23 protein-coding genes are annotated in these 26782 nt (G+C 69.2%); 16 read left to right on the top strand and 7 right to left on the bottom strand.

All coding sequences use genetic code 11. The features are described 5' to 3' along the window. Positions 1-9: 9 nt before the first annotated feature. The gene (locus tag HD596_RS45235; protein ID WP_185075505.1) at positions 10-1053 is read right to left on the bottom strand and encodes an FAD-dependent monooxygenase; all 1044 of its coding nucleotides are present in this window, start codon (positions 1051-1053) and stop codon (positions 10-12) included. 63 nt (positions 1054-1116) lie between these two features. On the opposite strand from HD596_RS45235, the gene HD596_RS45230 reads away from it, so the two are divergent. Further along, entirely contained in the window at positions 1117-1701 is a 585-nt protein-coding gene (locus HD596_RS45230) for a TetR/AcrR family transcriptional regulator (protein WP_185075504.1), read from the top strand. A gap of 369 nt (positions 1702-2070) precedes the next feature. Then, complete coding sequence (locus tag HD596_RS45225; protein ID WP_185075503.1) at positions 2071-2685, top strand: DNA topoisomerase subunit B; 615 nt, start codon at positions 2071-2073, stop codon at positions 2683-2685. Between the two features lie 81 nt (positions 2686-2766). Here the strand turns inward: HD596_RS45225 and HD596_RS45220 are convergent, their stop codons facing one another. Further along, positions 2767-3756 (bottom strand): aldo/keto reductase family protein, encoded by a 990-nt coding sequence (locus tag HD596_RS45220; RefSeq protein ID WP_185079103.1) that lies wholly within the window; start codon positions 3754-3756, stop codon positions 2767-2769. Between the two features lie 398 nt (positions 3757-4154). Here HD596_RS45220 and HD596_RS45215 point away from each other — a divergent pair, with 398 nt between their 5' ends. Together HD596_RS45215 and HD596_RS65285 are read left to right on the top strand one after the other, a co-directional pair. Then, on the top strand, positions 4155-4973 hold the full coding sequence (locus HD596_RS45215; protein ID WP_185075502.1) for an NAD(P)H-binding protein: 819 nt from the start codon (positions 4155-4157) through the stop codon (positions 4971-4973). A 21-nt stretch (positions 4974-4994) separates the two neighbouring features. Continuing rightward, positions 4995-6524 (top strand): epoxide hydrolase family protein, encoded by a 1530-nt coding sequence (locus HD596_RS65285; RefSeq protein ID WP_313046344.1) that lies wholly within the window; start codon positions 4995-4997, stop codon positions 6522-6524. Positions 6525-6992: 468 nt separating this feature from the next. On the opposite strand, the gene HD596_RS62845 is transcribed toward HD596_RS65285, so the two are convergent. Beyond that, complete coding sequence (locus HD596_RS62845) at positions 6993-11096, bottom strand: AAA family ATPase (protein ID WP_246555329.1); 4104 nt, start codon at positions 11094-11096, stop codon at positions 6993-6995. A 187-nt stretch (positions 11097-11283) separates the two neighbouring features. On the opposite strand from HD596_RS62845, the gene HD596_RS45200 reads away from it, so the two are divergent. Further along, positions 11284-12057: a pectate lyase gene (locus HD596_RS45200; RefSeq protein WP_246555327.1), complete on the top strand. Its 774-nt coding sequence runs from the start codon at positions 11284-11286 to the stop codon at positions 12055-12057. Between the two features lie 40 nt (positions 12058-12097). Then, entirely contained in the window at positions 12098-13348 is a 1251-nt protein-coding gene (locus tag HD596_RS60895) for a hypothetical protein (protein WP_221519871.1), read from the top strand. Positions 13349-13390: 42 nt separating this feature from the next. Here HD596_RS60895 and HD596_RS45185 read toward each other — a convergent pair whose 3' ends face one another. The 3 genes from HD596_RS45185 to HD596_RS45175 form a co-directional block, all read right to left on the bottom strand. Continuing rightward, positions 13391-14890 (bottom strand): Ig domain-containing protein, encoded by a 1500-nt coding sequence (locus tag HD596_RS45185; RefSeq protein ID WP_185075501.1) that lies wholly within the window; start codon positions 14888-14890, stop codon positions 13391-13393. 9 nt (positions 14891-14899) lie between these two features. After that, complete coding sequence (locus HD596_RS45180; protein ID WP_185075500.1) at positions 14900-16861, bottom strand: Ig domain-containing protein; 1962 nt, start codon at positions 16859-16861, stop codon at positions 14900-14902. A gap of 110 nt (positions 16862-16971) precedes the next feature. Further along, positions 16972-18003 (bottom strand): LacI family DNA-binding transcriptional regulator, encoded by a 1032-nt coding sequence (locus HD596_RS45175; RefSeq protein ID WP_246555325.1) that lies wholly within the window; start codon positions 18001-18003, stop codon positions 16972-16974. 125 nt (positions 18004-18128) lie between these two features. On the opposite strand from HD596_RS45175, the gene HD596_RS45170 reads away from it, so the two are divergent. The 9 genes from HD596_RS45170 (at position 18129) to HD596_RS45130 (ending at position 25557) form a co-directional block, all read left to right on the top strand. Beyond that, complete coding sequence (locus tag HD596_RS45170; protein WP_185075498.1) at positions 18129-19982, top strand: glycoside hydrolase family 127 protein; 1854 nt, start codon at positions 18129-18131, stop codon at positions 19980-19982. A gap of 12 nt (positions 19983-19994) precedes the next feature. Then, the gene (locus tag HD596_RS45165) at positions 19995-21365 is read left to right on the top strand and encodes an extracellular solute-binding protein (RefSeq protein WP_185075497.1); all 1371 of its coding nucleotides are present in this window, start codon (positions 19995-19997) and stop codon (positions 21363-21365) included. Next, positions 21365-22246 (top strand): carbohydrate ABC transporter permease, encoded by an 882-nt coding sequence (locus HD596_RS45160; protein ID WP_185075496.1) that lies wholly within the window; start codon positions 21365-21367, stop codon positions 22244-22246. The genes HD596_RS45165 and HD596_RS45160 overlap by 1 nt, the downstream gene beginning before the upstream one ends. Next, entirely contained in the window at positions 22243-23145 is a 903-nt protein-coding gene (locus tag HD596_RS45155; RefSeq protein WP_185075495.1) for a carbohydrate ABC transporter permease, read from the top strand. The genes HD596_RS45160 and HD596_RS45155 overlap by 4 nt, the downstream gene beginning before the upstream one ends. 54 nt (positions 23146-23199) lie before the next feature. Next, positions 23200-24075 (top strand): IS5 family transposase, encoded by an 876-nt coding sequence (locus tag HD596_RS45150; protein ID WP_185075494.1) that lies wholly within the window; start codon positions 23200-23202, stop codon positions 24073-24075. A 72-nt stretch (positions 24076-24147) separates the two neighbouring features. Next, positions 24148-24492: a hypothetical protein gene (locus tag HD596_RS45145; RefSeq protein ID WP_185075493.1), complete on the top strand. Its 345-nt coding sequence runs from the start codon at positions 24148-24150 to the stop codon at positions 24490-24492. Between the two features lie 101 nt (positions 24493-24593). Then, positions 24594-24938, top strand: coding sequence for a hypothetical protein (locus tag HD596_RS45140; RefSeq protein ID WP_221519870.1), 345 nt, complete (start codon positions 24594-24596; stop codon positions 24936-24938). Then, a complete protein-coding gene (locus HD596_RS45135) occupies positions 24911-25285 on the top strand; it encodes a hypothetical protein (protein WP_313046343.1) in 375 nt (124 codons plus the stop codon). Before HD596_RS45140 ends, HD596_RS45135 begins: the two co-directional genes overlap by 28 nt. Next, complete coding sequence (locus HD596_RS45130) at positions 25282-25557, top strand: hypothetical protein (protein WP_221521418.1); 276 nt, start codon at positions 25282-25284, stop codon at positions 25555-25557. Before HD596_RS45135 ends, HD596_RS45130 begins: the two co-directional genes overlap by 4 nt. A gap of 78 nt (positions 25558-25635) precedes the next feature. Here HD596_RS45130 and HD596_RS45125 read toward each other — a convergent pair whose 3' ends face one another. After that, a complete protein-coding gene (locus HD596_RS45125) occupies positions 25636-26247 on the bottom strand; it encodes a TetR/AcrR family transcriptional regulator (protein ID WP_185075492.1) in 612 nt (203 codons plus the stop codon). A gap of 85 nt (positions 26248-26332) precedes the next feature. Here HD596_RS45125 and HD596_RS45120 point away from each other — a divergent pair, with 85 nt between their 5' ends. After that, positions 26333-26767 (top strand): nuclear transport factor 2 family protein, encoded by a 435-nt coding sequence (locus HD596_RS45120; RefSeq protein WP_185075491.1) that lies wholly within the window; start codon positions 26333-26335, stop codon positions 26765-26767. The last annotated feature ends 15 nt before the right edge of the window (positions 26768-26782 follow it).

Genomic DNA, 26782 nt, shown 5'->3' with positions numbered 1-26782 from the left:
CCCATGCACTCAGATGGGCAGCAGCCGCATCAGCGTGTTGCGCGGACCCGCCAGGCGACCGGCTCCGGCCAGGCGGGTCATCCAGCTGGAGGCGGTGACCATCCGCTGGGCGGCCGGGCGCCGCCGCGCGTCATAGGAGTGCAGCGCCTTGCCCACGTCGCCGGGGTGCGCACGCAGGCAGGCGGCGAGCTCGACCGCATCGAGCAGCGCCTGGCAGGCGCCCTGCCCCAGCGCGGGCGTCATCGCGTGGGCCGCGTCCCCTACCAGCGCCACGTTCCCCCTCACGTAGGACCCCAGCGGTGGCGCCAGGTCGTAGACCTCGTGCCGCAGCACGGCGTCCTCCTCGGCCGCCGCGAGCACGCGCGGGATGGGGTCGTGCCAGCCGGCGAAGCGGGCGCGCAGGTCGTCGAGGCTCTCGCGAACGCCTTCCGGGGTGCGTACGGGCGCGTACCAGTTGGTCACCCCCGGGGCCTGCGGCGTCATCCCGAACATCTGTCCGCGCCCCCACGTCTCGCCGTAGTCCTGCGGTTCGAAGCCCTTGATCACGCCGCGCCAGGCGATGATGCCCGCGTAGCGGGGACGGGTCGCGGCACCGAAGAACGCCTGGCGCACCGCGCTGCGTACCCCGTCGGCGCCCACCACCAGGTCGTAGTCGGCGCGTAGCGCGGCGGGATCGGTGATCTCCACGCTCGTGCTGATCGTCGCCGGGTCCACCTGCCGTACCAGCATCTCGATCAGCGAGACCCGCGACAGCATGCGGACCGGCGCCCCTGCGCGTCGTTCGATGCGCTCCAACGGCAGGTCTGCCAGGCGCCGGCCGTCGGGGGTGCGGATCTGCGCGCGCCGGTAGGGGACGGTGCGCTCGCGCAGTTGCTCGCCCAGCCCCAGACGGGCCAGGCCGGCCTGGGCGTCCGGGCGGATGCCCAGCGCCGTGCCTTCGGCGACGACCTGAGGCCATCGCTCGAAGATCGAAACCTCCCAGCCGATCGCGCGCAACGCGATCGCGGTCGTCAGCCCGCCGACTCCGGCGCCGACGACGACAGCTCGTTTCATCTCAATCACCACATATGTGGTACCACAGCTATGGTGATTGCACAAAGGCGGGAGGATGGGGCCATGGTGGAGAACAGGGACCGCCGCGACCGGTTGTGCGACGCGGCCATCGAGGTGCTGGCGGGGGAGGGCGGCAGAGGCCTGACCCACCGTGCGGTGGATCGTGCCGCCGAGCTGCCGGAAGGCACGGCCAAGAACTACTTCCCGACCCGCGACAGCCTTCTCCGGGCCGCCGCCGAGCGGTGCGTCGAGCGCTACTGGAGCGAGCTGCGGCAGGCCGAGATCGACACCGTCGACCAGTTGCTCGTGTTGCTGCGCCTGATGATCGAGCGGGCGATGACGGTCAACCGGTCGCGGGTCCTGGCCTTCATCGAACTGCATGCCGAGGCCGCCAGGAACCCCCCGGTGCAGCAGGCTCTGGCCCGGCTCTCCCGCGCCGACCTCGACCTGCACCTGTCCGCCCACCAGGCCGCCGGCCTCCCGGCCACCCGGGAGAGCGCCGCCATCGTGACCCTGGCCGTCAACAGCGCTCTGACCTACCTGCTCACCCAGCCGCCCGACGTCCTCGCCTCCTACGGGCTCGACGATCTCGATCAATTTCTGAGCCGCCTCATCGCCTCCGCCTACCCGCACCACCGAGGCGGCTGACCGGCGCGCTGTCCGAGCGGGCACCTGCCTGCGACGTCGCCGCAGTTCTCGATCGCCCGGCCGCCCGGCCGATGGGCTGGGCCGACCGCGCCCGCTGTCACCCGTTGACCGGCTGCAGGACGCCGGCGAGCGTGACGCGCACTGCCTACCACCGACGGGTTCGAGTCGCAGTTCGGCGTCAACCACGTGGGCACCTTCACCCTGTGCCCGCCGCATCTGCTCGCCGCCCCCGATCTGGGGTGGTCACCTGCAACTGCGCGGAGAGCCCACCCGTCGCACTCGTGAGCGCGCCATCCGCCACAGCCGCACGCTGCCGTAGCGTCCACAGGGCGCCCTCGACCGCTTCCGGGCCGTGAGTAGGGTGCTGCGGTGAGCACACCCCGAGCCTCCTGGCGTAACACCACCCACGACTGGGCGGCCGACATCGACCTCGCCCACCTCTCCCACATCCGGGACAACCCGGCCGAGTTCGCCCCCGGCGGCGTCCGGCACCTGATCCTCGAAGTCCTCGCCTACCCCGCCGACGAGGCGGCGAGCACCGGAGCCGGACGCTGCACCGTCACCCTCCACGCCGACGGCTCGGTGTCCGTGGCCGACGAGGGGCGAGGCACTGACACCCGCTTCGACGACCAGGGGCGGCCGGTGAAGAAGCCTGTCATGGCGTCCAGGGACCTGCGCTTCTTCGACAACCTCGGCGCGGAGGTGCTCGCCGACGGGCATCCGCGCCGCGGCATGTCCGTCGTCGCCGCGCTCAGCGAGTGGCTCGTCCACACCAACCGCCGCCTGAACGGGTCCTGGACCCAGCGGTACGAGCACGGCGTCCCCGTCACCGGCCTGGAGCCCGTCGCCGGCGACGGCACCACGGGGACGACCGTGCACTTCCTGCCCGATGCGCAGTTGCCCCCGCTCGCCGACGACCTGCGCCGCTTTGCGGGCGCCTGGCCCGGCCTGGCCGTGATCGTCGACGACCGCCGTGGTGGCTGACTGATCGGATCTGCCGGAGCCTTCAAGATCAACCCGCATCCGGTGTCGACTGGACCGAAGGCCCGTCTTCGAGCCTCCCCTTCACGGGCTCGTCGTCAGTGCCGGGTTCGTCTCGACGACGCCGTCGAGCACCTGATCGATGCGCTCCACAAGATCGGCGCCGAGCCGGACCCCGGCCGCTTCGACGTTCTCCCGTATTTGCTCGGGCCGCGATGCCCCGATGATCGCCGAAGCCACGTTGGGGCGCTGCAACACCCAGGCCAGCGCGAGCTGCCCCAGCGACAGCCCGGCCTCATCGGCCAGGGGACGCAGCCGCCGTACCCGTACCAGCACGTCCTCCCTCAGGAAGGGCTGGATGAAACTGCCCGCACCGCTCAGGTCGGCGCCACGCGATCCGGCGGGCGCCGGCTGCCCCGGCTGGTACTTACCCGTCAGTACGCCCTGCGCGACAGGGGACCAGGCGAGCTGGCTGAGCCCTTCGCGTTCGCACGCCGGCACGACCTCGGCCTCGACCACCCGCCACAACGCGCTGTACTGCGCCTCGTTCGAGACCAACGGCACGCGCAGCTCCCGGGCGAGCGCGGCGCCCTTGGTGATCTGCTCGGCCGTCCATTCGGAGACGCCGACATAGAGCACATGGCCCTGCCGGACCAGGTCGGCGAACGCCACCATGGTCTCCTCCAACGGCACCGTCCGGTCGAATCGATGCGCCTGATACACATCGAGATAATCGGTGCCCAGCCGCCGCAGTGACGCACGTGCCGATTCCATGATGTGCTTGCGGCCCAGACCTTTGTCATTGGGCCCGCCCGGACCGGTGGGCCAGAACACCTTCGTGGATATCTCCAAGCTTTCCCGCCGCTGTCCTTTCAGGGCGCGGCCGAGCACCGACTCGGCTGCGGTGTTCGCGTACGCGTCCGCGGTGATGAATGTGGTGATGCCCGCGTCCAGCGCCGCCGCGACGCATGCTCGCGCACGTTCCTCCTGGTCCGGGGCGTCGTATGCGAGCCAGTGCCCATAGGAGATCGCGCTGACGGACAGGCCGCTACGGCCGAGACGACGAAATTCCATGCGTTTAAGGTAGCGCTTCATTTTGACCACTGAGACCTTTGTCGAGTCGATTTGACAAATTAATTCCAGGCGCTCTCGGGGTAAATTGAGAGAGCAGGAGGAGGCGAATTTGTCAAATGTCGCGCGGGCCGGCGAGAAGGCTAATGCCCAGAGCCGCCGGCGCGTTCACCGCCGCCAAGCTCGTCGCGGCCTGTCGCCTCCGCAGAAGTCGCGAACGTTCGGGGGCTCTGCCGGCGTGGCCTGCCTCCCCGTAGGCGGGAGATGTTCGGGTACGTCATCGAGCTCCAGCCGATGGCGGGCGCGGCCGCTGGGCGGAGCCTCCACCGGTGTAGCGGGTGCTATTTCCCGTGTGGCGCCTGACTGTCGAGACGTTCGAGACCTTCGGATGAGAGGAAACCATGACGATCCTCGTGACCGGCGCCACCGGCACGGTCGGCCGCCAGATCGTGACGCAGCTCGTCGCGCGTGGCGAGCGCGTCCGAGCCCTGACCAGGAACCCGGCGGCGGCCCAACTGCCCGGGGCCGTGGAGGTGGCCTACGGCGACCTGACCGCACCGCAGACCCTGGGGCCCGCGCTGGAAGGCGTGACCGGGCTGCACCTGATCACCGTCGCCGAGGACGACCAGGCGGCGCTCCGGACCGGGGCCGAGCTCGCCGAGTTGGCCGCGAAGGCGGGCGTGACCCGCGTCAGCGTGCTGAGCAGCTGGGACGAGTGCTCGGTCGAGGAGGCGCTGCGGGCCGGGGACCTCGGCTGGACGCAGTTGCGCTGCGTGGAGTTCATGACCAACGCGCTCGAATGGGCCGAATCGATCCGCGCGGAGGGCGTGGTCCGGGTCTTCGGCAACCATGCGGGGGCCGTGGTGCACGAGGCCGACATCGCCGCCGTCGCCGTGGCGGCGCTGGTCGAGGAGGGACACGCCGGGCAGTCGTACCTGCTCACCGGGCCGGAGGCGCTGACCCCGGAGCGGAGGGCCCGCGTGATCGGCGAGGCCGTCGGGCGGGAGATCCGGTTCGAGGAACTGAGCGAGGCGCAGTACCGGGCGTCGATGGAGGCGTGGGGGGCGGGGGAGGAGCTGATCGAGTTCGCGGTCCGGCTTGGCGCCAACCCGCCCGAGGCCGCCTCGGTCGTACTGCCGACCGTGGAGCAGGTGACCGGCCGTCCTGGGCGCACGTTCGCCCAGTGGGCCGCAGCGCACGCCGCCGCCTTCCGCATTTAGCTCATTAACAGGAGAAATATCATGACAATTCGCCCTTTTCGTATTGAAGTCCCTCAGCAGGACCTGGACGACCTCCGTACCCGCCTGGCCATGACCCGCTGGCAGGACCAGCTCCCCGGCACCGGATGGGAGCGTGGCGTCCCCCTCGACTACCTCAAGAACCTGGCCGAATACTGGCGCACCGGCTACGACTGGCGCGCCCACGAGGCCAGACTCAACGAGCTCCCCCAGTTCACCACCACGATCGACGGGCAGAACATCCACTTCGCCCACATCCGCTCCGAGAACCCGTCCGCCCTGCCGCTCATGCTCCTGCACGGCTGGCCGGGCACGTTCGTGATGTTCCTGGACGTCATCGAGCCCCTCTCGCGAGACTTCCACCTGGTCATCCCCTCCCTGCCGGGCTTCGGCTTCTCCACCCCGCTGTCCGGCCCCGGCTGGGATCCTGCTCGCACCGCCAGGGCGTTCACGCAGCTGATGGCACTGCTCGGCTACGACAGGTACGGGGTGCAGGGCGGCGACAGCGGCTCCTTCATCGCGCCCGAAATGGGCAAACACGCCCCCGACCACGTCGTCGGCGTCCACCTCAACGCCGCCATCACCTTTCCCGTCGGCCAGGAGGGGGAGATGGACGGGCTGACGGAGGAGGAGCGGCGGCGCTGGGACACGATGCAGAACTTCAACGACGGCTACCTCCAGACCCAGTCGAAGCGGCCGCAGACGGTCTCGTACGGCCTGCACGACTCGCCGGTGGGGCAGTTGGCGTGGATCATGGAGAAGTTCAAGGAGTTGACGGACCCGGTGGAGGGGCTGCCCGAGGACTCGCTCGACCGCGACCTCATGCTGACCAACGTCACCATCTACTGGCTGACCGGCACGGCGGGGTCGTCGGCGCAGTTCTATTACGAGAGCATGGGCACGGCCGCCTGGAGCGAATCCGGCCCGACCGACTGGACCGCCCCCTCAAGCGGCGACTCCGTCCCAAGCGAAACTTCCGACTGGGCCAGCGCTCCCGATGCCGACGCTGCTGGTGAGTGGGATGGCGCGTCGGGCTCGGGTGGGCCGGGCTGGAGCGCGTCCCGCTCGGGTGCGTCGGCCTCGGGTGCGTCGGCCTCGGGTGTGTCCGGTTCGAGTGCGTCGGACCCGAGTGCGTCGGGCTCGGGTGCGTCGGGCTCGGGTGCATCGGGCTCGGGTGCATCGGGTTCGAGTGCGTCGGGTTCGAGTGCGTCGGACCCGAGCGCGTCCTGTTCGGGTGTGGCCGGTTCGGGTGGTGGCGGTGACTGGGGCGATGCGACCGCTTCGAGAGCGTCCAACTTGGGCGGTGTGGGTGACTGGGGTGGCGCGGGGGACTGGGCTGCGGCAGCGCGGGGGACCGTGCCAACGGGCGTGCTCGTGTCGAAGCCCTGCGACGTCACCATCCGCCCCTGGGCCGAACGCGACCACAACATCGTGCACTGGGCCGAATATGACAAGGGCGGCCATTTCTTCGCCACCGAGCAGCCTGCGCTCTTCGCCGAGGACGTCACCACGTTCTTCGCGACGCTCCGCTGACACCACCCGGTGACGGCAACCAGCTGACACGGCTGCCGCTTGCCTCGGATCCGGCAACTCGAGGACCCTTCTGGGAAATCTACAATGTAAAGGCGTCAGCTTTGCTCTGGACACACTTGGAAGGCAACCGAAGAGTCAGGGAATGGCGACGAGAACCATGCCTGTCTTCCCCGGCCGGATTGCGTGCTCAACGGCCTGTGCGATCTCGCCGATGTCGTACTGAGCTGCCGCGCCGAACACCTCGGCTGGCCCATGGGCGATGAGCCGCGCAGCGGGGGCTGCCCTGTGGGCGATGACCTGAGCGACGGGGGCTGCCCTGTGGGGCATGAGCTGAGCGGCGGTGGCTGCCCTGTGAGGGATGAGCTGGGCCGCGGTGGCCGGGTCGTGGGCGAGCCGCTCGGTCGGGACGGCCTCCGGCCAGCGGGCCACGGTCAGGCCCCGCAGCCCGAGCCCCCTAAGGGTCGGTTGTCACGGGGACCAGCGCACCTCGGGGCTGGGGTGATACCGGCAGGTGGCACCGGTGGAGACCGAGGATCTCAGGTGGGCCGCGAGTTCCGGGTGGCGGTGGTCGAGCTGGCGTAGCGTGTTGCGGATTCGGTTGGTGACCGCCTTGCGGGCGCGTTCGGCCTCGTCGCCGAGCCGGCGCGGACGGCCGCCCAGCCCGGCGGCCGTGCGCAGTTCGTTCAGCAGTGCCGTGCGCTCGATGTCGAGCTCGGCCGCCCGGCGGTCGTCGCCCAGCTCCGTGGCTCGGTCGATCTCGTCGTCGAGCAGCTCCAGCCGCCTCCGGTAGCGGGTCCTGGCCTCCTCGTCCAGTACGTCGTCGCCGCCCATGCTCCGGGCGGTGACGACGACCTCGCCGCCGGCCGGGTTCAGCAGCTCGACCGCCGAGACGTCGCTCCCAGGGCGGTCGATCAGGACGCGCAGGTCAGCCAGGCCCTTGGAGTCGGGGACGTGCACGGTACGGCCGGCGAAGGTCAGGGTCCAGACCCCGCCGTCGAAGCGGAAGGCGTTGGCTGCGGGGCGCGGCAGGCGTACCAGCATGCCGAGAGCGGTGGCCTCCCGCTCGACCTGCGCGATCAGCGTGGAGGCGTCGTCGCCGCGCGCCTGCAGCGCCTCGGCCAGGCGGGCGCGGGACTCGATCGACCAGGGTCGGGCGCCCAGCAGGTCGGCCGCACGACAGGCCGCCGTGAACCCGTCGACGGCCTCGTCCAAGCGTCCCTGGGCGGCGTCGAGTACGGCCGCCCAGTACGCGAACGGCCCCTCGACGGCGACAGTGGCCGTCACGCCCCATTGGCCGATGTACGGGGTGATCGCGGCCCGCGCGCGCTCGCAGAGCACCGGATCCTTGGACAGGGCGGCCGCCTGAGCCTGGAGCCTCAGCCACAGCGGCGCCATCCACCGCAAATACTGCTCACCCGCCGCCACGACCTCCGCCAGGTAGCCCGCCGCACCCTCGCCTGCTGTCACGATCTTCGCCGGGTGGCCCGCCGTGCCCTCCCCTGCAGGCACGATCTCCGCCGGGTGCCCCACTGCACCCTCGCCTGCTGTCACGACCTGCGCCAGGTGGCGCGCCGTAGTCTCGTCGCCGCGCTGCACCGCCGTCGCGGCGCGGTAGAGCGGGAAGTGATGGCTGCCCGCGAGCTCCATCTCCGCCAGAACGACGTCGGCCACGTCGAAGTGGCCGCTGAGCGTCGCGAGCGACCACCGCTGCATCCAGCGCAGGTCGCGTCGGCCGATGCCTGGCTGCTCGCCCAGTTCGTAGGCGGCGTCGATGTGGGTCGCAGCCTCGGCGAAGCGTCCGGTGAGCGTGGCGAACATGGCCTTGAGCACCGTAGCCTCGTGCTGGAACAGCGTCAGCCCGGCACCTTCGGCGCGCGTGGCGAATGCCTGATGCTCGGGCAGGCACCGGGGATCGCCGATTTCCAGCAGCGCTCCGACGCGCCAGGAGCGCGCGGTCAGCTCCAGGCGCGGATCCCGGTTTCGTCGCGCCACGGCCGACAGCTCTTCGGTGACGGCCAGCCGCTCGGCCACGCTGCCCGGGCCCCAAATGGCCCCTAGTCTGGCCAGGAGACTGAAGCCTAGCGTCTCGTCGTCCTGCCCCTGCCTGGCCAGCTCTGCCGCGACCGCGCTCAACTCCAGGGCCGCGACGTCCAACCGCCCTCGGGGGTAGCGAGTGGTGTCGGGTGTGGTGTCGCCGCCGCCGAGCAGGGCGTCGGCCTCGCGTGGGTGGTCGTCCTCATGGGGGTGGTCGGCATCCCGTGGATGGTGGGCGTCCCGTGAGTGGTTGGCCTGGCACGGGGGGTCGGCCTCCCGTTGGTGGTCGGCATCCTGTGGGGGGTGGGTCTCGCGTTGGTGGTCGGCCTCGCGCGGATGACCGTCGTCACACGGGTAGTCGTCCTCACGCAAGTGGTCGAGCACGCCCCGGGCCTTGCGCTCGTGCAGGACATTGAGGTCCTGTGGGGTGCCGTGCGGACCTGTGGTGTCGCTCGTCTCGTGGAGGACGTGGGTGGGTGTCTGCGCGATGTTGTTGCGTCGGTGTGTCGTTGGGGTGGGGGTGCTTGCCGGGCCCACTGTGCTCGCTGGACTGGGTCTGCCATGATCTGGCGCGCTCTGAGTCGCGGGTCGGCCGGGGGTGGGGTTGACCGATGCGCGGGCGGTGATCTCGCGGGAGGGCGCGCCGGCCGTGGGTGGGGGGACCAGGCGGTGGTGGGTTTCGTGGACGAAGTCGGTCCAGCGGCCCTGGTCGGTGTGGCCGAGGTCGTGCAGTTTCAGGGCGGTCAGGGCCAGCAGGTCGGGGTCGTCCAGGCGGCGGGTGATGGCGACGGCGGCTTCCAGTGTGCGGGCGCCGGTGGTGGTGTCGCCCACTCGGTGTTGCGCCACGCCCAGGTCCAGGCCGATCGTGGCCCGTCTGCGTGCCTCCGATGCGGGGGTCAGCTCCAGGGCGCGCTGGTAGTGGCCGACTGCTTCCTCGTCCGCCATCCGTGCCTCGGCGTCCCTGGCCGCTGTGAGGAGGAGGGCGGGGGCGTCGGGGGCGGCGGCGAGGTACGCGTGGTGGGCGCGGATCGCGGGGAGTGCGGGGTCGAGGGCGCGGAGGGCGGCCGCGTGCCGGGCGCGGGCTTCCTCCTCGTTCAGCTCGGCGTAGAGGGTCTCGCGTACGAGGTCGTGGATGAAGGCATGGCGGCCGGGGCCCAGAGGGGTGATGAGCTTGGCGGACACCGCCTGGTCGAGGGCCCGCCGCACCGAGGCCGAGGTCGCGACGAACGCCTGCCTGGTTGGAGAGGCGCTGCGAGCGGATCCTCGGTAGGGCTGGGGTCCGCCAGGTGGAGAGTCGTCGTGCGAGGGGCCGTTGGACGCAGGCCCGTTGGACGCAGGCCCGTTGGACGCAGGCCCGTTGGGCGCAGGCCCGTTGGACGCACGGTCGTTGGGCGGGGTCCTGTCGAGTGAGGGCTCGTCGGGTGAAGAGTCGTCGGGCGCAGGCTCGCCAGGCGCGGGCTCGTCACACGGAGGGCCGTCGGGAGAGAAGCCGTCAGGCACGGGGTCGCCGGATGGGGTGCCGTCGAAACAGGTGCCGTTGGGCGGGGTGCCGTTGGATGGGGTGTCGGCGGATGCGTTGCCGTCTGCTGGGGTGTCTTGGGATGGGGTGCCGTCGGGTGAGGTGTGGTGGGGCGGGGTGCAGTCGGGTGAGGTGCTGCGGGGTGAGGTGCCGTTGGGTGGGGAGGCGGTGAGGGGGAAGTTGAGGGGTGGGGGAGTGAGGGCGGTGTGGAGGGTGGGTTCGGTGAATTCGCGGCCCAGGACCGCCGCCATCCGCAGCACCTCGAGCACCTCCTCCGGCAGCCGCGCCAACCGGCGCCGCACGGCCGCCCCCACCCCCGGCGGGATCGTCGCGAGCGGGGTCCCGCCCTGCCACAGGCGGGCGGTCTGTTCCACGAAGAACGGGTTGCCGCCCGTGCGCCGGTGGATCTCCGTCACCAGTTCCTCGCCGGGCTCCACGCCAGTGGTGTGGGCCACGAGCCGGCCCACCTCCTCCCGGTCCAGCCCCGTCAGCGTCAGGACGGTGGCCTTGGCCTCCAGGGGCAGGCTCAGCGGCCCGTCGACCTCGGCGTCGCGGTAGGTGCCGATCACCAGCAGCCGTTCGAACCAGGCATGACGCACCACGAACTCCAGCAGCCGCAGCGAGGCCGGGTCGGCCCAGTGGAGGTCTTCGAGCACGACCACCACCGGCTGCTCGCGGGAGGCGTCCACCAGCAGGCCGGTCACCGCGTCGTACAGCTCGAACCCGTCGGAGCCGGCCAGGCCCAGGAAGGGGCTTCGCGGGGTGGCGCCGGGCGTGAGGCGGCGGACCACCTGGACCCATGGCCAGTAGCCGGGCGCGCCCTCGCCCTCCCAGCAGGCGCCGGCGAGCAGCCGGGCGCCCCCGCGCACGGCCTCCTCCGCCGCGCCCGCCACCAGGACGCTCTTGCCGATGCCGGCCTCGCCGGTGACGAGCACCAGCGCGCCGTGGCTGACGAGCGTGCGCTCGACCTCGGCGCGGAGCACGGCCGCGGGTCGCTCCCTCCCGATGAGCATCGCCATGCGGGGCACCCTACGCGGCCGGGCCGACAATTCAGGGGGCCCGGAGAAGATGAAAGTTTCAGCCTGAACCCGCAGGTCGGCGGCGACACCTTCGTCCCGGGTTTGACGTGGACCCGTGCCCGTGCGATCAAAGCAGGCGCGGTTCAAGTCCCATTGGGAAAGCGCTTACCGACTAGGGAGGGCGACCTTGACATTCCGATCCCGTTCCACCGTGGTGGCCACAGCGATGGTCGCCGGGCTGCTGGCCGCCGTCACCGCGGCGCCGTCCGCGCAGGCCGCCCCGACCGACGGCAGCGGTCCCTGGCCCTCGGACACCGGCAGCGTGCATCTCACCTCGACCCGCAACGCCGGTACGTTCTTCGACGGCGGCATGAAGCGCTACTACGGCATCGGCGACGGCGGCCAGGGCGAGAGCCAGGACCCGATGTTCGTCGTGGCCAACGGCGGCACCATCCAGAACGTCATCATCGACGCCCCGGCCGGCGACGGCATCCACTGCGAGGGCTCGTGCACCATCCGCAACGTGTGGTGGAACGACGTGGGCGAGGACGCCGCCACGTTCAAGTCGTCCAGCTCGTCGGCGACCTACCTGGTGGACGGCGGCGGCGCCAAGTCCGCCTCCGACAAGGTGTTCCAGCACAACGGCGCCGGCACGCTGACCATCAGGAACTTCCAGGTGCACAGCTCGGGCAAGCTCTACCGCGCCTGCGGCAACTGCTCCACCTCCTACCGGCGGAACGTGGTCATGGACGGCGTCACCGTCCGCACCACCAAGGTCCTGGCCGGGATCAACACGAACTGGGGCGACACGGCCAGGTTCAGCCGGATCACCGTGTACGGCAGCGCCACCATCTGCGAGAAGTACCGGGGCGTCCCCAAGGGCCAGGAGCCGGTGAAGATCGGATCCGGGGCCGACGGCGTGAACTGCATCTACTCCTCATCCGACATCACCTACCGGTGAGCCCCCGAATGTTAGCGCTACCACAATCAGAGAGGCCCGAATGAAACGGCTGGCCGTCCTGCCCCTCCTCCTGATCATCACGTTCTTCTTACCCATCCAGAACGCCCTGGCCGACACGAACGCGGCCAGGTCCGCGACCCCGTCCGCCTCCTACACCTCCTCGTGGGAGAGCGTGGCCGCCATCAACGACGGCATCGACCCGCCCAGCTCGAACGACACCGTCAACCCCCGCTGGGGCACCTGGCCCAACACCGGCGCCCAGTGGGCCGAGCTCACCTGGAGCTCGGCCCAGAACCTCAAGGGCGCCGACGTGTACTTCTTCGACGACGGCGGCGGCGTGCGCGTCCCCGCCTCCTGGAAGCTCCAGTACTGGAACGGCAGCGCCTACGTCGACATCTCCGCCTCCTACCCGGTCGCCGTCAACGCCTACAACAAGGTGACCTTCACGCAGGTCAGCACCACGCGCCTGCGCGTGCAGCTGCAGAGCGGCGCGGGCTCGGTCGGCCTGCTGGAGGTCAAGGCGTGGGCCCCCGACTCCGGCGGCGGCACCTCGGCCTGGAACCCGCCCGCCAACCTGGTCACCCCGCTCAACGAGGTCTGGCAGCACGTCGAGAGCACGTACCCCAACCTGTACGGGTTCCGCAACTACGGCTGGGACCAGATCATGGCCAACGGCGGCTCGATCAACTACTGCGTACGCTGGGACACCACCGCCACGGTGACGGCGGCGCAGCGTGACCAGATCCACGCGGCGCTGGCCCGCCAGTTCAAGAAGTGGATGGACGTCATGGCCGGCCACAACGGCTGGCCCTACGCGAACGTGCCGGTCAAGGTCGTGGGCTGGGCCGTACGGGACCGGGCGCAGCTGCAGTGGAGCGACAACTCCGTGGACATCTACGTCAACAACATCCGCGAGAACGCGCCCCAGTGCTCCGAGCCCTGCGGCCGGTTCTTCAACCAGAGCGGCCAGTACCCCAACTGCCCGGGCGGCGCCTCGCACCACTACGACATGTCGCTCTGGCTGACCGCCGGGTTCGGCGGGGGAGCAGGGGGCGACTGGGGGCAGCGGATCGGCAGCGAGTACTACATGTCGAACCTCAACGCCGACAACATCCACATCCTGCTGCATGAGATGGGCCACTCGTTCGGCCTGGACGACTTCTACGACTGGACTCCGACGGGCCAGTGCTGCTTCCTGATGAAGGCGGGCAGCGCGACGCAGATCACGGAGTTCGACAAGTGGATGTTCCGGGACTGGTGGCGGCACCTGAAGAGCCGTTACGGCCTCTGAAAAAGGGGGAGGGCGGCGGGGTCTCCGCCGCCCTCCTTCGTGCTATCCGACGGTGAGCTGGTAGTCACGCGTGACGGGGGCGCTCAGCTTGTCGTAGTCCCTGAGCTGGACGGTGAACTCGTACGACCCGGCCTTGGCGGGCTTGCCGGTGATGGCTCCGGTGAACCTGTCGAGGGTGAGCCCCTCCGGCAGCGAGCCGCCGGTGACCTGCCAGTCGTAGAACGGGACGCCGCCCTTGGCCCGCAGCCGCTGCTCGTAGGCGGCCCCGGCCTTGGCCGCCGGGACGGCGGAGGTCTCGATCGAGGGCTTGAGGAACGGGGTGAGCTTGCGGTTGAGCTTCCAGCCGGCGTTCTCCGCGATGAGCAGCGACAGCTTGGTCAGCTCCCACCTGCGGGTCGGGAAGACGTGCCGCCACCCGCCGCTCTGCCCGCTGATCCGGTCCCAGTACGGGTCGTCGCCGGGCACGTGGTAGCTGGTGTCGAGCGGCACGGGGTAGCCCTGGTAGTCGATGACCTCCTGGTCGTCCTTGCCCTTGGAGGCCACGTAGTCGGCCATGCCCTGCCAGTCGCTGTGGAAGGCGACCGCGTGGCCGTACTCGTGCATGACCAGGCCCTCGACGTCGATCACCTGGCCGAGGTCGGTCTTCCACCAGTCCTCGTCCTTGAGCGAGGTGAACAGCTTCATCAGCTGCTCGTCGTACTCGAGGATCATGCTGGTCGAGCGGTGGTAGGGGGTGGGCTTGCCGTTCTGGGTGTGGAACTTGCCGTTGATGGTGGGGTAGCCGGTCGAGTACGGGGTCTGGATGCCGCGGAAGAAGACGTACATGCCGTTGTAGGGCTTGGCGTTGGAGACCTCGACCTCGTTCTGCCAGTCGTCGCCCGGCAGCCGGTTGACCTCGTCGCCCGCCGGGACGGTGTCGAACGGCTGCAGGTCGAAGAACGCGAACCAGTTGCGCACGGCGGCCTCGGCGGCCTTGCGGACGCCGGGGTCCTTGAAGTAGCCGGTGATGTCGTCGTAGCGGTAGTCGAAGTCGATGGGGATCGTCGGCTTGAGCGGGGTCTTCTCGTCCTGCTGCACCCGGATCGGCATGGTCTGGGTGCCGGTGGCGCCGCTCGCGTCCGTGGTCTTCATGATCCACTGGTGCAGCTCGTCCTGGCCGCCGCTCTGCTTGGAGTGGATGGCCAGCCGCACGACCTCGCGGTCGGCGGGGCCGGTGAGCGTGAACGACTTGGTCGCCCCGGCGGCCGTCAGCTCGCTCGGCATGTTGAACATCAGCCGGGAGGTGCCCTTGGCCTGCAGGTCCACCTTCAGCGGGTACTGGATGCCGGGGACCTTGGGGGCGCGCACGGTCAGCTCGATGTAGGGGTTGGCGAGGTAGCCCTGCCAGTCCACGAGCTGGACGCCGTAGTCGTTGACCTTGCGGTAGAAGATGTCGAACACGTCCAGCGCGGGAGCGGGCTGGCGTGCGGCGAGGCTGGGGGAGGGGACCGACAGCGCGCCGGCCAGGGCAGCCAGCGCGCTGAAGATGGCGATCTTCCGCATTGAACCCTTCTAGGTGTAGGCCTTCACTTCGAGCAGTCCCACCGAGGCTTGGCCGCTCTGCAGGGCCACGCGCAGGCGGGTGGTGCTGATCGGGTTGAACGTGACCTTGTTGTAGGCGTTGATGGCGATCGGGTACGTGCCGGGGACGTCGACGTAGGCGCTGCCGTTCCAGTACTGGAGCTTCCAGGAGGCGGGCAGGCGCACGCCGTCGGCGTCGTCGAAGAAGTAGACGTCGGCGGATTTGAGGGTCTGGGCGGACGGCCAGGTGAGTTCGGCCCACTGGCTGCCGGTGTTGGGCCAGGTGCCCCAGCGGGGGTTGACGGTGTCGTTCGAGCTGGGCGGGTCGATGCCGTCGTTGATGGCGGCCACGCTCTCCCACGAGGAGGTGTACGACGCCGACGGGGTCGCGCTGCCGGCCACGTTCACCGAGGTGCCGCCGCCGCTGCCGACCGTCAGCTGGAAGGTCCTGGTCTGCGGGGTGCTGAGCTTGTCGTAGTCGCGCAGCTGGACGGTGAAGCTGGACGTCCCGGCCGTGGTGGGGGTGCCGCTGATCGTCCCGGTGAACCGGTCGAGCGTGAGCCCCGCGGGCAGGGAGCCGCTGGTGACCTGCCAGTCGTAGAACGGCACGCCGCCCTTGGCCTGCAGGGTCTGGCTGTAGGCCGTGCCCGGCGTCGCCGACGGCAGGGAGGTGGTGACGATGGACGGCGGCAGGAACGGGGTGAGGTTGCGGTTGAGCTTCCACCCGGCGTTCTCGGCGACCAGCAGCGCCAGCTTGGTCAGCATCCACCGGCGGGTGGGGAACATGTGGGTCCAGCCGCCGTTCTGGCCGCTGAGCCGGTCCCAGTACTTCTGGTCGCCGGGGATGTGGTAGCTGCTGTCCAGGGGGACGGGGTAGCCCTGGTAGGCGACGACATCCGGGTCGTTCCCGCCCGACTGGACGTAGGAGCGCATGCCGGCCCAGTCGCTGTGGTAGGCGACGGCGTGGCCGTACTCGTGCATGACCAGGCCGTGGACGTCGAGCACCGAGCCCGCGATCTCCGTCTTGTACCAGTCCTCGTCGGCCAGGGAGGTGAACAGCTGCTTGCCGGCCTCGTCGTACTCGAAGATCATCGCGGTCGAGCGGTGCAGCGGACCCGCGACCTGCTGGCCGTTCCGGGTGCTGTACTTGCCGTTGGCGGCGGGGTAGCCGGTCGAGTACGGGGTCTGGATGCCACGGAAGAACACGTACATGCCGTTGTAGGCGGCATTGTTGGTGACGTTGATGTTGTTCTGCCAGTCGTTGCCCGGCAGGTGGTTGTTCTCCGCCCCGGCCGCCACGGTGTCGAACGGCTGCATGTCGAAGAACCGGAACCAGTCCTTCACCGCCTCCTCGGCGGCGTTCCTGAAGTTCGGCTCGTTGAAGTAGCCGGTGATGTTGTCGTAGCGGTAGTCGAAGGTGAGCGGCAGGCTGGGCTGCAGCGCGGTCTTCTCGTCCTGCTGCACCCGGATGGGCAGCTGCTGCTGGGTGGTCGTGCCGGACCCGTCCCGGATGTTCAGCTTGAGCGTGTAACTTTCATCCTGGCCGGGGCCCCGCTTGGAGTGGATCGCGAGGCGGAACACCTTCTGGTCACTCGCGCTCGCGAACGTCAGCGTCTTGGTGGCGCCCGTGGCGGTGAGCTGGCTGGGCAGGTCCATCATGAGCCTGGAGGTGCCCTCGGCCTTGAGGTCGATCGTGACCGGGTACTGGACGCCGGTCGGGGGTTTGACGGTGAGCTCGACGTACGGGTTGGCCAGGTAGCCCTGCCAGTCGACGAGCTTGACGCCGTAGTCGTTGACGGTCCTGCCGAACATGTCGACGACCGTCGCGGTCGGCGCGGCGGCGTGCGCGGGCTGCGACACGCCGGTGAGTAAGGAGGCGAGTACGACTGCCGCCACGGTGATTCGCCTGGCACCCCTGGCGGCTTTCGGGGCGCTGCGGCATCCTCGGTCCATCCGGACTCCTTAAAGGATGGGAATAGGTTTTCCCTGGCGCACAGTAAGGTGTTACACAGCACCGGTCAACCCCATCCGCCGCCCTTGCAGCGCCTTGCATCACCCCCGCGCTATGGGGCGGCGCGGCGGGTGGACTCGCGCAGGACCAGGCTGGCCGGGACGATCGTGACGCCGCCGGCGGCGGGCTTGCCGGCGATGGCGTCCAGCAGGTGCCGGGCCGCCATCCGGCCGATCTCGCCGAGGTTCATGTCCACGGTCGTCAACGGCGGCCGGCACCCCAGCGCCATCGGCTCCCAGTTGTCGAACCCGACCAGCGCCACGTCCTCGGGAACCCGCCGCCCCCGCTCGCGCAGCGTCTCGGCGACCCCCCGGGCGATCTGGTCGCTGCCGCAGAAGATGGCGTCCACGTCGGGCGCGGCGTGCAGCAGCACGTCGGCGCCCTGCCGCCCCCACTCCTCGCTCCACTGCCCGTAGAGGATCTCGCCCGCGGGCGACAGCCCGGCCGAGGCCAGGGCCGTGATCAGGCCTTGGGCGCGCCGCCGCGCGGCCTGGAAGCGCTGCGGCCCGGTGACGTGGCCGATGCGGGTGCGGCCCGTCGCCATGAGGTGGCGGGCGGCCAGCGCCCCGCCGCCCTCGTCGTCCGGGATGATCGACACGTCGGAGTCGTCGGTCGACTGCGTCATCGCGTACACGACGGGAACGGGCAGGTCGCGGCCGATGCCGGCGCGCGGCTCGGTGCGCCGCCCCGTGACGATGATGCCCTCGACGCGCCTGGCCAGCAGGCGCTCGACGTAGTGCCGCTCCCTGATCGGGTCGTCGCGCGTGTCGCACATGAACACCGAGATCTGCCCCGCCCCGAGCGCGTCCTCGGCGCCCAGCATCACCGGGATGCTGAAGCGGCCGAAGCTGTCGCCCGTGACCAGGCCCACCGTGTACGTACGGCCCGCCAGCAGCCCCTGGGCGAGCGGGTTGGGCCGGAAGCCGAGCCGTTCGGCGGCGGCCAGCACCCGGTCGCGGGTCTCGTCGCGCATCCGGCCGCGGCCGTTGAGCGCCTTGGACGCGGTGCCGATCGACACGTCGGCCGCCGCCGCGACGTCCCTGATGGTGATGGTCTTCGCCGCCCCATCCGAAGGACTGGTCAACCGAGTCCCCTTTCGCACAAGCATCCGCTCTTGACCTGTGATGTATCACACCTTACCCTCCGTTTGAGAAAACCTATTCCCAAGGTTTTCTCTGCGAGGCCCCGAGGTTGAGGTTGAGGAGCTCGATGCACCAGAGTCCTGTCGTTCCGTCCAGTCGGGCACTGTGGCGGCCGATCGGCATCAATGACGTCGTCATCACCGGCGGCCCGTTCGCGCGATGGCAGCGGATCAATCATGAGGCCAGCATCCCGCTGGGACTGGAGCAGATGGAGCGTTCGGGCGTGCTGCCCAACCTCCGCCGGGCCGCAGGCGAGGGCGAAGGGCCCTTCCAGGGCTACCGCTTCCAGGACTCCGACCTCTACAAGCAGTTGGAGGCGATCGCGTGGGAGCACGTCCGCGCCCCCGAGCCGGCCTACGCCGAGTTCGCCGACCAGGCCGCGGCCGTGCTGAAGAAGGCCCAGCGTGACAACGGCTACCTCAACTCGCACTACCAGGTCGTCAAGCCGGACAAGATCTACGCCGAGCTCGAGTACAGCCACGAGATGTACTGCGCCGGCCACCTGTTCCAGGCGGCGGTGGCGGCCGCCCGCGCCGGGATCGGCGAGGGGGTGGTCGAGGTCGCCAGGCGCTTCGCCGACCACCTGGTGGAGGAGTTCCTGACCGGCGGGAACGACGGCATCGACGGCCACGCCGAGGTCGAGACCGCGCTGGTCGAGCTGTACCGGCTGACCGGCGAGCGCACGTACCTGGAACTGGCCTCCAAACTGATCGACAACCGCGGCAAGGGCCTCATCAAGGACAGCGGCATGGGCCTGCTGTACGCCCAGGACCACCTGCCGGTCCGCGAGGCCGACACCGCGGTCGGGCACGCCGTGCGCCAGCTCTACCTGGAGGCCGGCGTCGTCGACGTCTACCTGGAGACCGGCGACGAGTCGCTGCTGGAGTGCTCGCTGCGCCGCTGGGAGGACCTGGTCGCCACCAAGACGTACATCACGGGCGGCCACGGCTCGCGCCACGACGGCGAGGCGTTCGGCGAACGCTACGAGCTGCCGCCCGACCGCGCCTACAGCGAGAGCTGCGCCGCCATCGCGAACATCCACTGGAACTGGCGGCTGCTCCTGGCCACCGGCCACGGCCGCCACGCCGACCTCATCGAGCGCACGCTCTACAACGCCTTCGCCGCCTCCACGTCGGCCGACGGCGTGCGCTTCTTCTACGTCAACCCGCTGCAGCGCCGCGCCGACCTCGTCGAGGACGCCTATCTCGGGCGGCGCCGGGAGTGGTTCGCGTGCGCCTGCTGCCCGCCGAACATCATGCGCCTGGTGGCCTCGCTCGGCTCCTACCTGGCCACGACCACCGACGCCGGCCTGCAGCTGCACCAGTACGTCCCCGGCACCGTGAACGGCCGGGTCCGGATCGAGACCGACTACCCGTGGGACGGGCTCGTCCGCATCACGATCGAGGACGAGGGCGAATGGGAGCTCGCGCTGCGCATCCCCGCCTGGAGCGAGAGCACCACCGTCGATGACAGCCCAGCCCAAGCCGCCGAAGACGGATATTTCCGTATCCGTCGCCAGTGGCGTCAGGGCGACACCGTCGAGCTCCGGCTCGACATGACGCCCAGGATCGTCCACCCCCACCGCAGGATCGACGCGGTGCGGGGCAGCGTGGCCCTGGAGCGCGGCCCGCTCGTCTACTGCTTCGAGCAGGCCGACCAGCCCGAGGGCGTCGAGGTGGACGACCTCGCCCTGAGCCCGCAGGCACCCCTGCGCCTCAAGCCCGTGGACGACCTCCAGGGTGCCGGGCGCACCGTACTGATCGAAACCGACGCCGTCGCCGTGGACCAGCCGCGCGGCGGACTGCCGTACACCACGAAACCCCTGGCGACCAGCACCAGCGTGACCGCGACCGCCGTCCCCTACTTCCAGTGGGACAACCGGGACGGCGGCCCGATGCGGGTCTGGATCCCCCTCGCGTAAGGAAAGACGCGGATGAGAAGACGCGACCTGTTGAAGCTGGGCGGGCTCGCCGCCCTCGGCACCGCGGCCGCGGCCTGCGGTGGCGGCTCGGGCTCCGGCTCTGGCGGCAAGAACGTGCAGCTCCAGTTCATGTACTGGGGTTCGACGTTCGAGAAGGCGGCCGTCGAGCGGATGCTCAAGCAGTACGAGCAGAAGCACGCGGGGGTGACGGTCAAGCCGCTCTACACGCCCGACGAGTACGACGTGAAGCTCAACACGCTCGTGGCCAGCAACCGGCTCCCGGACGCCGGGTACGTGCCGCTGGCGATGTCGTACCGGCTGGGCCAGCAGGGCAAGCTGGTCAACCTGTTCCCCTATTTGAAGAAATATCCGCAGCTGGCCGGATACCTGCCGGACGCGTACCTGTGGAGCGGCCAGGACAACCTGCACGGCGTCGCGACCGCGAACGAGATCGAGCTGCTGTGGTACAGCAAGTCCGCCGTCGCGGCCGCCGGGGTGACGCCGCCCGCCGACGCCGCCTCCGCGTGGACGTGGGACCAGCTCGTCGAGAACGCCTACAAGCTGACGATCGACCAGAACGGCAAGCACCCGGACGAGTCGGGCTTCGACCCCAAGCAGATCAAGCAGTTCGGCATCTCCAGCAGCATCACCTACGGCGCCGCCTGGTACGGCTTCCTGCGCAGCAACGGCGTCGACTTCGCCGACGAGACCGGCAAGAAGTGCCTGCTCGACACGCCCGAGGCGATCCAGGTGTTCCAGAACCTGCAGGACCTCGTCTACAAGCACCGCGTCGCCCCCGGCCCGGGCCAGCTGGCCGCGACCGGCGACGACGTGCCCGGCACCAACATCCTGCTCAAGACCAAGCGGGTGGCGATGGTGGTGGACGGCCACTGGAGCCTGCTCGACATGAACGAGAGCAAGGTCGACTACGGCATCGGCGTGCTGCCCAAGTACCAGGAGCCGTTCACCTCCTCCCAGGTGGCGGGCGCCTCGGCGGTGTTCGCCGGGTCCAAGCACGAGCAGGAGGCGGTCGAGCTGTTCGCCTTCCACAACGACCCCCGCTACGTCGACCTGTTCGCCAAGGGCCTGTGGATGCCCCAGGAGAAGAAGTACTACGAGGACCAGGCGGCCATCGACTCCTGGACCAAGAACGAGCTCCACCCGCCGGAGTTCCGCACGGCCGTGGTGGACTACGCGCGCGACCACGGCGTGCCCACCTTCGGCAACCGCGTCAAGAACATGTCCACCATCTCCAGCGACGTGCTCACCCCCGCCCTCCAGGAGCTCGAGACCGGCAAGCGCCCGGCCGCCGAGATCCTCAAGGCCGTCGCGCCGAAGATCTCCAGCATGCTCCAGGGCTGGCAGCACACCCAGGAGCTGTGATGCGCCGCCTCGAAGCACGATGGGGCATCCTGATGGCGCTGCCCGCCATCCTCGGGTTCGTCATCTTCACGATCGGGCCCATGGTGGCCTCGGCGTTCTTCAGCCTCACCGACTGGACGATCGGCGCCAGCCCGAACTTCATCGGGCTGGACAACTACGCCACCATGGTCCAGGACGAGCTGTTCTGGAAGTCGCTGTCCACCACCACGTACTACACGCTCGGCGCGGTGCCGCTGGTGCTGATCGTCAGCTTCGCCGTGGCCATGCTGCTCAACCAGAAGGTGCGCGGCCTGGCCGTCTGGCGGACGATCTTCTACCTGCCCACGCTCGTCCCCGCCATCGCCAACGTCGTCCTGTGGATCTGGATCTTCAACCCGGACTTCGGCCTGCTGAACTCCCTGCTCCGGCAGGGCGGCCTGCCGGGCTCCCAGTGGATCTACGCCGAGTCGACCGCGGTGCCCTCGATGATCATCATGAGCACGTGGGGCTTCGGCAACACCATGGTGATCTTCCTGGCGGGGCTGCAGGGCGTGCCGAGGCACCTGTACGAGGCCGTCTCGATCGACGGCGGCGGCGCGTGGCGGCGCTTCTGGCACGTGACGCTGCCGATGATGACGCCGACCATCTTCTACAACCTGGTGGTCGGCGTGGTCGGCACCTTCCAGGTGTTCAACCAGGCGTACGTGATGACCGAGGGCGGCCCCAACCACGCCACGCTCTTCTACGTCTACTACCTGTTCCGCAAGGCGTTCACCGAGAGCGAGATGGGTTACGCCAGCGCCCTCGCCTGGACCCTCTTCATGATCATTATGGTGGTCACGTTCCTCATGTTCAGAAACGCCCGCCGCTGGGTCTACTACGAGATGGCAGGCGCGCGATGACCGCCCTGGCGACCCCGGACCAGACCGCCGCGCGTGGCGTGGCCCCGACCCAGGGGCTGCGCAAACCGCGCAGGTACGGCCGGATCCTGCTCTACGTGGCGCTGGTGGCGGGATCGATCCCGACCCTGCTGCCGTTCGTCTGGCTGGTGCGCAGCGCGCTCATGCAGGACGCGCAGATGTTCGTCTCGCCGCCCCAGTGGATCCCCTCGCCGTTCCAGTGGTCGAACTTCAGCGAGTCCCTCACCACCCAGCCGTTCGGCCGCTACTTCCTCAACACGCTGGTCATCGCCGTCATCAGCGTCCTGGGCACCGTGCTGACCTGCTCGGTGGCGGCCTTCAGCTTCTCCAGGCTGCGCTGGCGCGGGCGCAACGTCGTCTTCGCGCTGCTGCTGAGCGGCGTGATGCTGCCGTACGCGGTGACGCTCATCCCGACGTTCGTCATGTGGCAGGAGCTGGACGCGATCGACACCATCGCGCCGCTCACGGTCCCGAGCTGGTTCGCCGGGGCGGGCGGGGGAGTGTTCAACATCTTCCTGCTGCGGCAGTTCTTCCTGACGATCCCGTTCGAGCTGGACGAGGCCGCCTACATCGACGGGGCCTCGCCGTGGCGGGTGTTCTGGACGATCATCATGCCGCTGTCCAAACCCGCGATCATCGTGGTGACCATCTTCACGTTCATCGGCACCTGGAACGACTTCCTCGGGCCGCTGCTGTACCTGCAGAACGAGGAGAACTACACGCTGTCGCTGGGGCTGGCGTCGTTCCAGAGCATGTACATCACCCAGTGGGGCTACCTCATGGCGGCCTCGGCGGCCATCATCGCGCCGATCATCGCGCTGTTCTTCTTCATGCAGCGCTACTTCATCGAGGGGGTCACCCTGACCGGCATCAAGAACTAGTGCCTGTTTCAGAAGTGGATCACCTGGGTGGTTCACTTCCGAGATGATCTTTGTGTGGATCGGGGTGATTTGACCGCCGGGCAATGGGCGGTGCTGGAGCCGCTGTTGCCGGTGGGCAGGAAGGCGGGCCGTCCGCCGGTCTGGGCGAAGCGGCAGCTCATCGACGGGATCCGGTGGCGGCTTCGGACTGGCGCGCCCTGGCGGGATGTGCCCGCGCGGTATGGGCCGTGGCAGACGGTGTACGGACTGTTTCGCCGCTGGCAGCGGGAGGGAATCTGGGCGCGCATCCTTGTCGCGTTACAGGCAAGAGCCGATGCCAAGGGGCTCATCACCTGGGATGTGTCCGTGGATTCCACCATCGTCCGCGCGCACCAGCATGCCGCCGGTGCGCGCAAAGACGGCGATGTGCAGAAGGAACCACCCGGCGGGACTCGCACGGAACCGGACGATCATGGGCTGGGCCGATCGCGTGGCGGTCTGACCACCAAGACGCACCTGGCCGTGGAGCAGGGGCAAAAGCCGCTGTCGATGGTGGTCACGGCCGGGCAGCGGGGCGACTCCCCGCAGTTCAGACCGGTGCTGGAGGGGATCCGGGTGCCGCGTCCGGGCGGCGGTCGTCCCCGTACTCGCCCCGATCGAGTCCGCGCCGACAAGGCCTACTCCTCTCGCGCCAATCGCTCCTACCTGCGCCGGCGTGGCATCAGATGCACCATCCCTGAAAAGAAGGATCAAGCGGCTCACCGCCGCGCACGTGGATCACGCGGCGGCCGACCTCCCGCCTTCGACAAGATCGACTACCGCGAGCGCCACGCCGTCGAGTGCGCGATCAACCGGCTCAAGCGCAACCGCGCCGTGGCCACGCGGTATGACAAGCTGGCTGTCCGCTACGAAGCGACCGTGCACATCGCCTGCATCAACGAGTGGTTGTGACCACGCTCTTGGCCGCAGTTGGATCCTGCACAATCTGTTGGAGCGGTGACCCGTACGCCTGGAAAGGGGCCGATGGTGGGGCGCGAGTACATCCGGCTGAAGGCGGAAACCGAGGGCGGCGAACTCATCGTAGAGCCGTCCGAGGACGCCCTGCACGAGATGATCATCACGCTCGCCCTGCCCGACAACACCTTCGTCATCGTCGAACCAGACGAAGACGACCCCACCTGGTTCGCCTCAGTTGCCCGCCTTGACGATGGCACCTACGAGGTCGAATACCGCGACCCGCTTCGTCGGTATCACCGTCTTGATACCGCGACCGACCCGAGCCGCATCGCTTCCGACGTCACCATCTGGATCGCTCAGGCTTGTCGAGCACACGCAGCCCTCACCCGAGACTTCTCACCCGACTTCTGAAACAGGCCCTAGTGCCGTAGCAGGCAACTGTTTGCCCTGTTGTGATGTGACGCGCCGTCCTGGTGCTGTGCGGGGCGGCGCGTGGCCGTCACCCTGTCCGGGTGGCAGAACGAGTACATGTACGCGAGATCGACGATGACGAAGGCAGACGGCTGCTTCGGATCATCCGCCGGGGAACGGGGTCGGTAGTGACCTGGCGGCGTGCCCAGATGGTCCTGCTGTCCGCCCAGGGCATGCCAATGGCGAAGATCGCCGAAGTGACGTTCACCAGCGCGGACCGGGTCCGGGATGCCAAGCCGACCGAACATGACCTGCCCTTTTCGACCTGGAGCCTGACCAAGCTGGCGGACTTCCTGGTCGCCGAGGCGCCGACGGGGAGGTCATGCCCGAGACGGACGAGCCCCACATCGTCTTCTGCATGGAGGAGTTCGTACCGCTCAACCTGATGCCCCACCCGGGCCGGCAGTGGGCCGAACGCTCGGGCAAGCGCAAGGACCCCGAGCGCGAACCACGCCGCAGGCGACGGGCGACCTACAACCGCTACGGCGGAGTACGGCACCTGTTCGCCGCACTGGACCTGGCCAAAGACAAGCTCTACGGCCACATCAAGCCGGTCAGGAAGCGCACCCAGTTAGCAAACAATGTCGAGATCGCCTACACCCGACCAACAGCTCCTGGCTCAACCGCACAGAAGCCCAGTTCTGCGCGCAGGCGCCGGTCGTCTGCGTGGCGGTTTCCCACACCATGGCGGCTGCGGCCCGCGCCCGAGACGGCCGGATCGTCACCGCGGTGAACGCTTATCACTCCACCGGAGGCCCCTGCGCGGAGCTGGTCCTGATCGGCGCTGCTGCCGCTCAGGGCACCTATGACCTGGACATTATCGTCGCCGTGGGCGACCGCGACCGAGGCGTCGAGCCCTCATGCGGCCGCTGCCGCCAGGTCCTTCTTGACTACTTCCCCGCCCTGAAGGTCATCGTCGGAACAAGCGACGGCCTCCGGATGGTGCCTGTCACCGACCTGCCTTCCGAAAGCTACATCTGGGCGGACCACCAGCTCGACGCTTAGGAGAGCGAACCACTCAGTACGAGCTGACGCCCCACGCGGTTACAGGGCAAACGTTGCCTGCTACGGCTCTAGCCGGGTTTACGGGGCTGCCGTGTTGGTGGTTCCGGTCCCGAGGGTCAGTGCTTGGGCGAGTGCGGCGCGGGTGTCGTCCGCCAGGGTGTGCGGATTGTTGCCGAGGCGTTTGGCGGTCTGGAAGCAGGCCAGTGCGATTTGGCCGGCGAGGACGGCGGTTGCTTCATCGGATCCGCGTCGGATGAGCAGTTCGCTCAGCTTGTCCCCGAACTGCTGCATCTTCACGGCGTCGCGGTCGCGTAGTTCCGGGTGCTGCTCGATCAACGCGAAGTGGCGCGCGTAGCCCGCAGCGTCGGCGGTCGCCTGGGCGCACAGGGCGACCACGACCGGGCCCAGTTGCTCGACACCCTCGGTGACGTTGCGCGGAGGCGGGGCGTCGTCCGCCTGGGCGGCCGCGGCGACCAGGTCGAGCAACTCCTGCTCCCTGGCGAACACGACCTCCTGCTTGTCGCGGAAGTGGCGAAAGAACGTGGTGCGTCCGACTTCGGCGCGTTCGGCGATGTCGCCGACCGAAACGCCGTCGAAGCCGTGCTCCTGGAACAGCTCTTGAGCGGCCTCGATGATGCGCTGCCGCGCCTGGCGCTGCTTGCGTTCGACAAGGGGCCGCGACGAGGTCATGCGAGCAGCATACCTCGGACGGTTGCCGTCCCGAAAGGAACTCGATACGTTTTGGTACGCGATACCAAATCGAACGGAGACCCTGATGACGTACGAACTGACCCTAGAAGACCACCGAGCCATCGACCGGACCCTGGGCCTGGCAGGACACATCGTCGACCGAGGCGAACTCGACCGGCTCGGCGAGACCTTCACCTCCGACGCCGTCTACGACCTCAGCGACGTCGGAGCCGGCACCTTCGAGGGCATCGAGGCAATCAGGAACGGCGCACTGGAGCTCGGCGCCGGCAACCCCGTCGCGCACCACATCACGAACATCGTGATCAGCAGTCAGGAGGACGACGTCGTCACCGCGCAGTCCAAGGGGCTCATCCTCATGGCCAACGGATCCGTCGCCAGCGTCACCCACCTCGACACCCTGCGGCGCGGGGAGGGCGGCTGGCGGATCAGCCGGCGCGTCATCCTCGCGCAGCGCACACCGCTCGGCGGTCTGCACCTGACGCACGCGGCCGAGCGCTGAGCGTGCAGCCCGCCC

This window comes from Nonomuraea jabiensis, from assembly GCF_014204795.1.
GTDB classification, from domain to species: Bacteria; Actinomycetota; Actinomycetes; order Streptosporangiales; family Streptosporangiaceae; genus Nonomuraea; species Nonomuraea jabiensis.
This window is presented reverse-complemented; position numbering and strand designations above follow the sequence as displayed.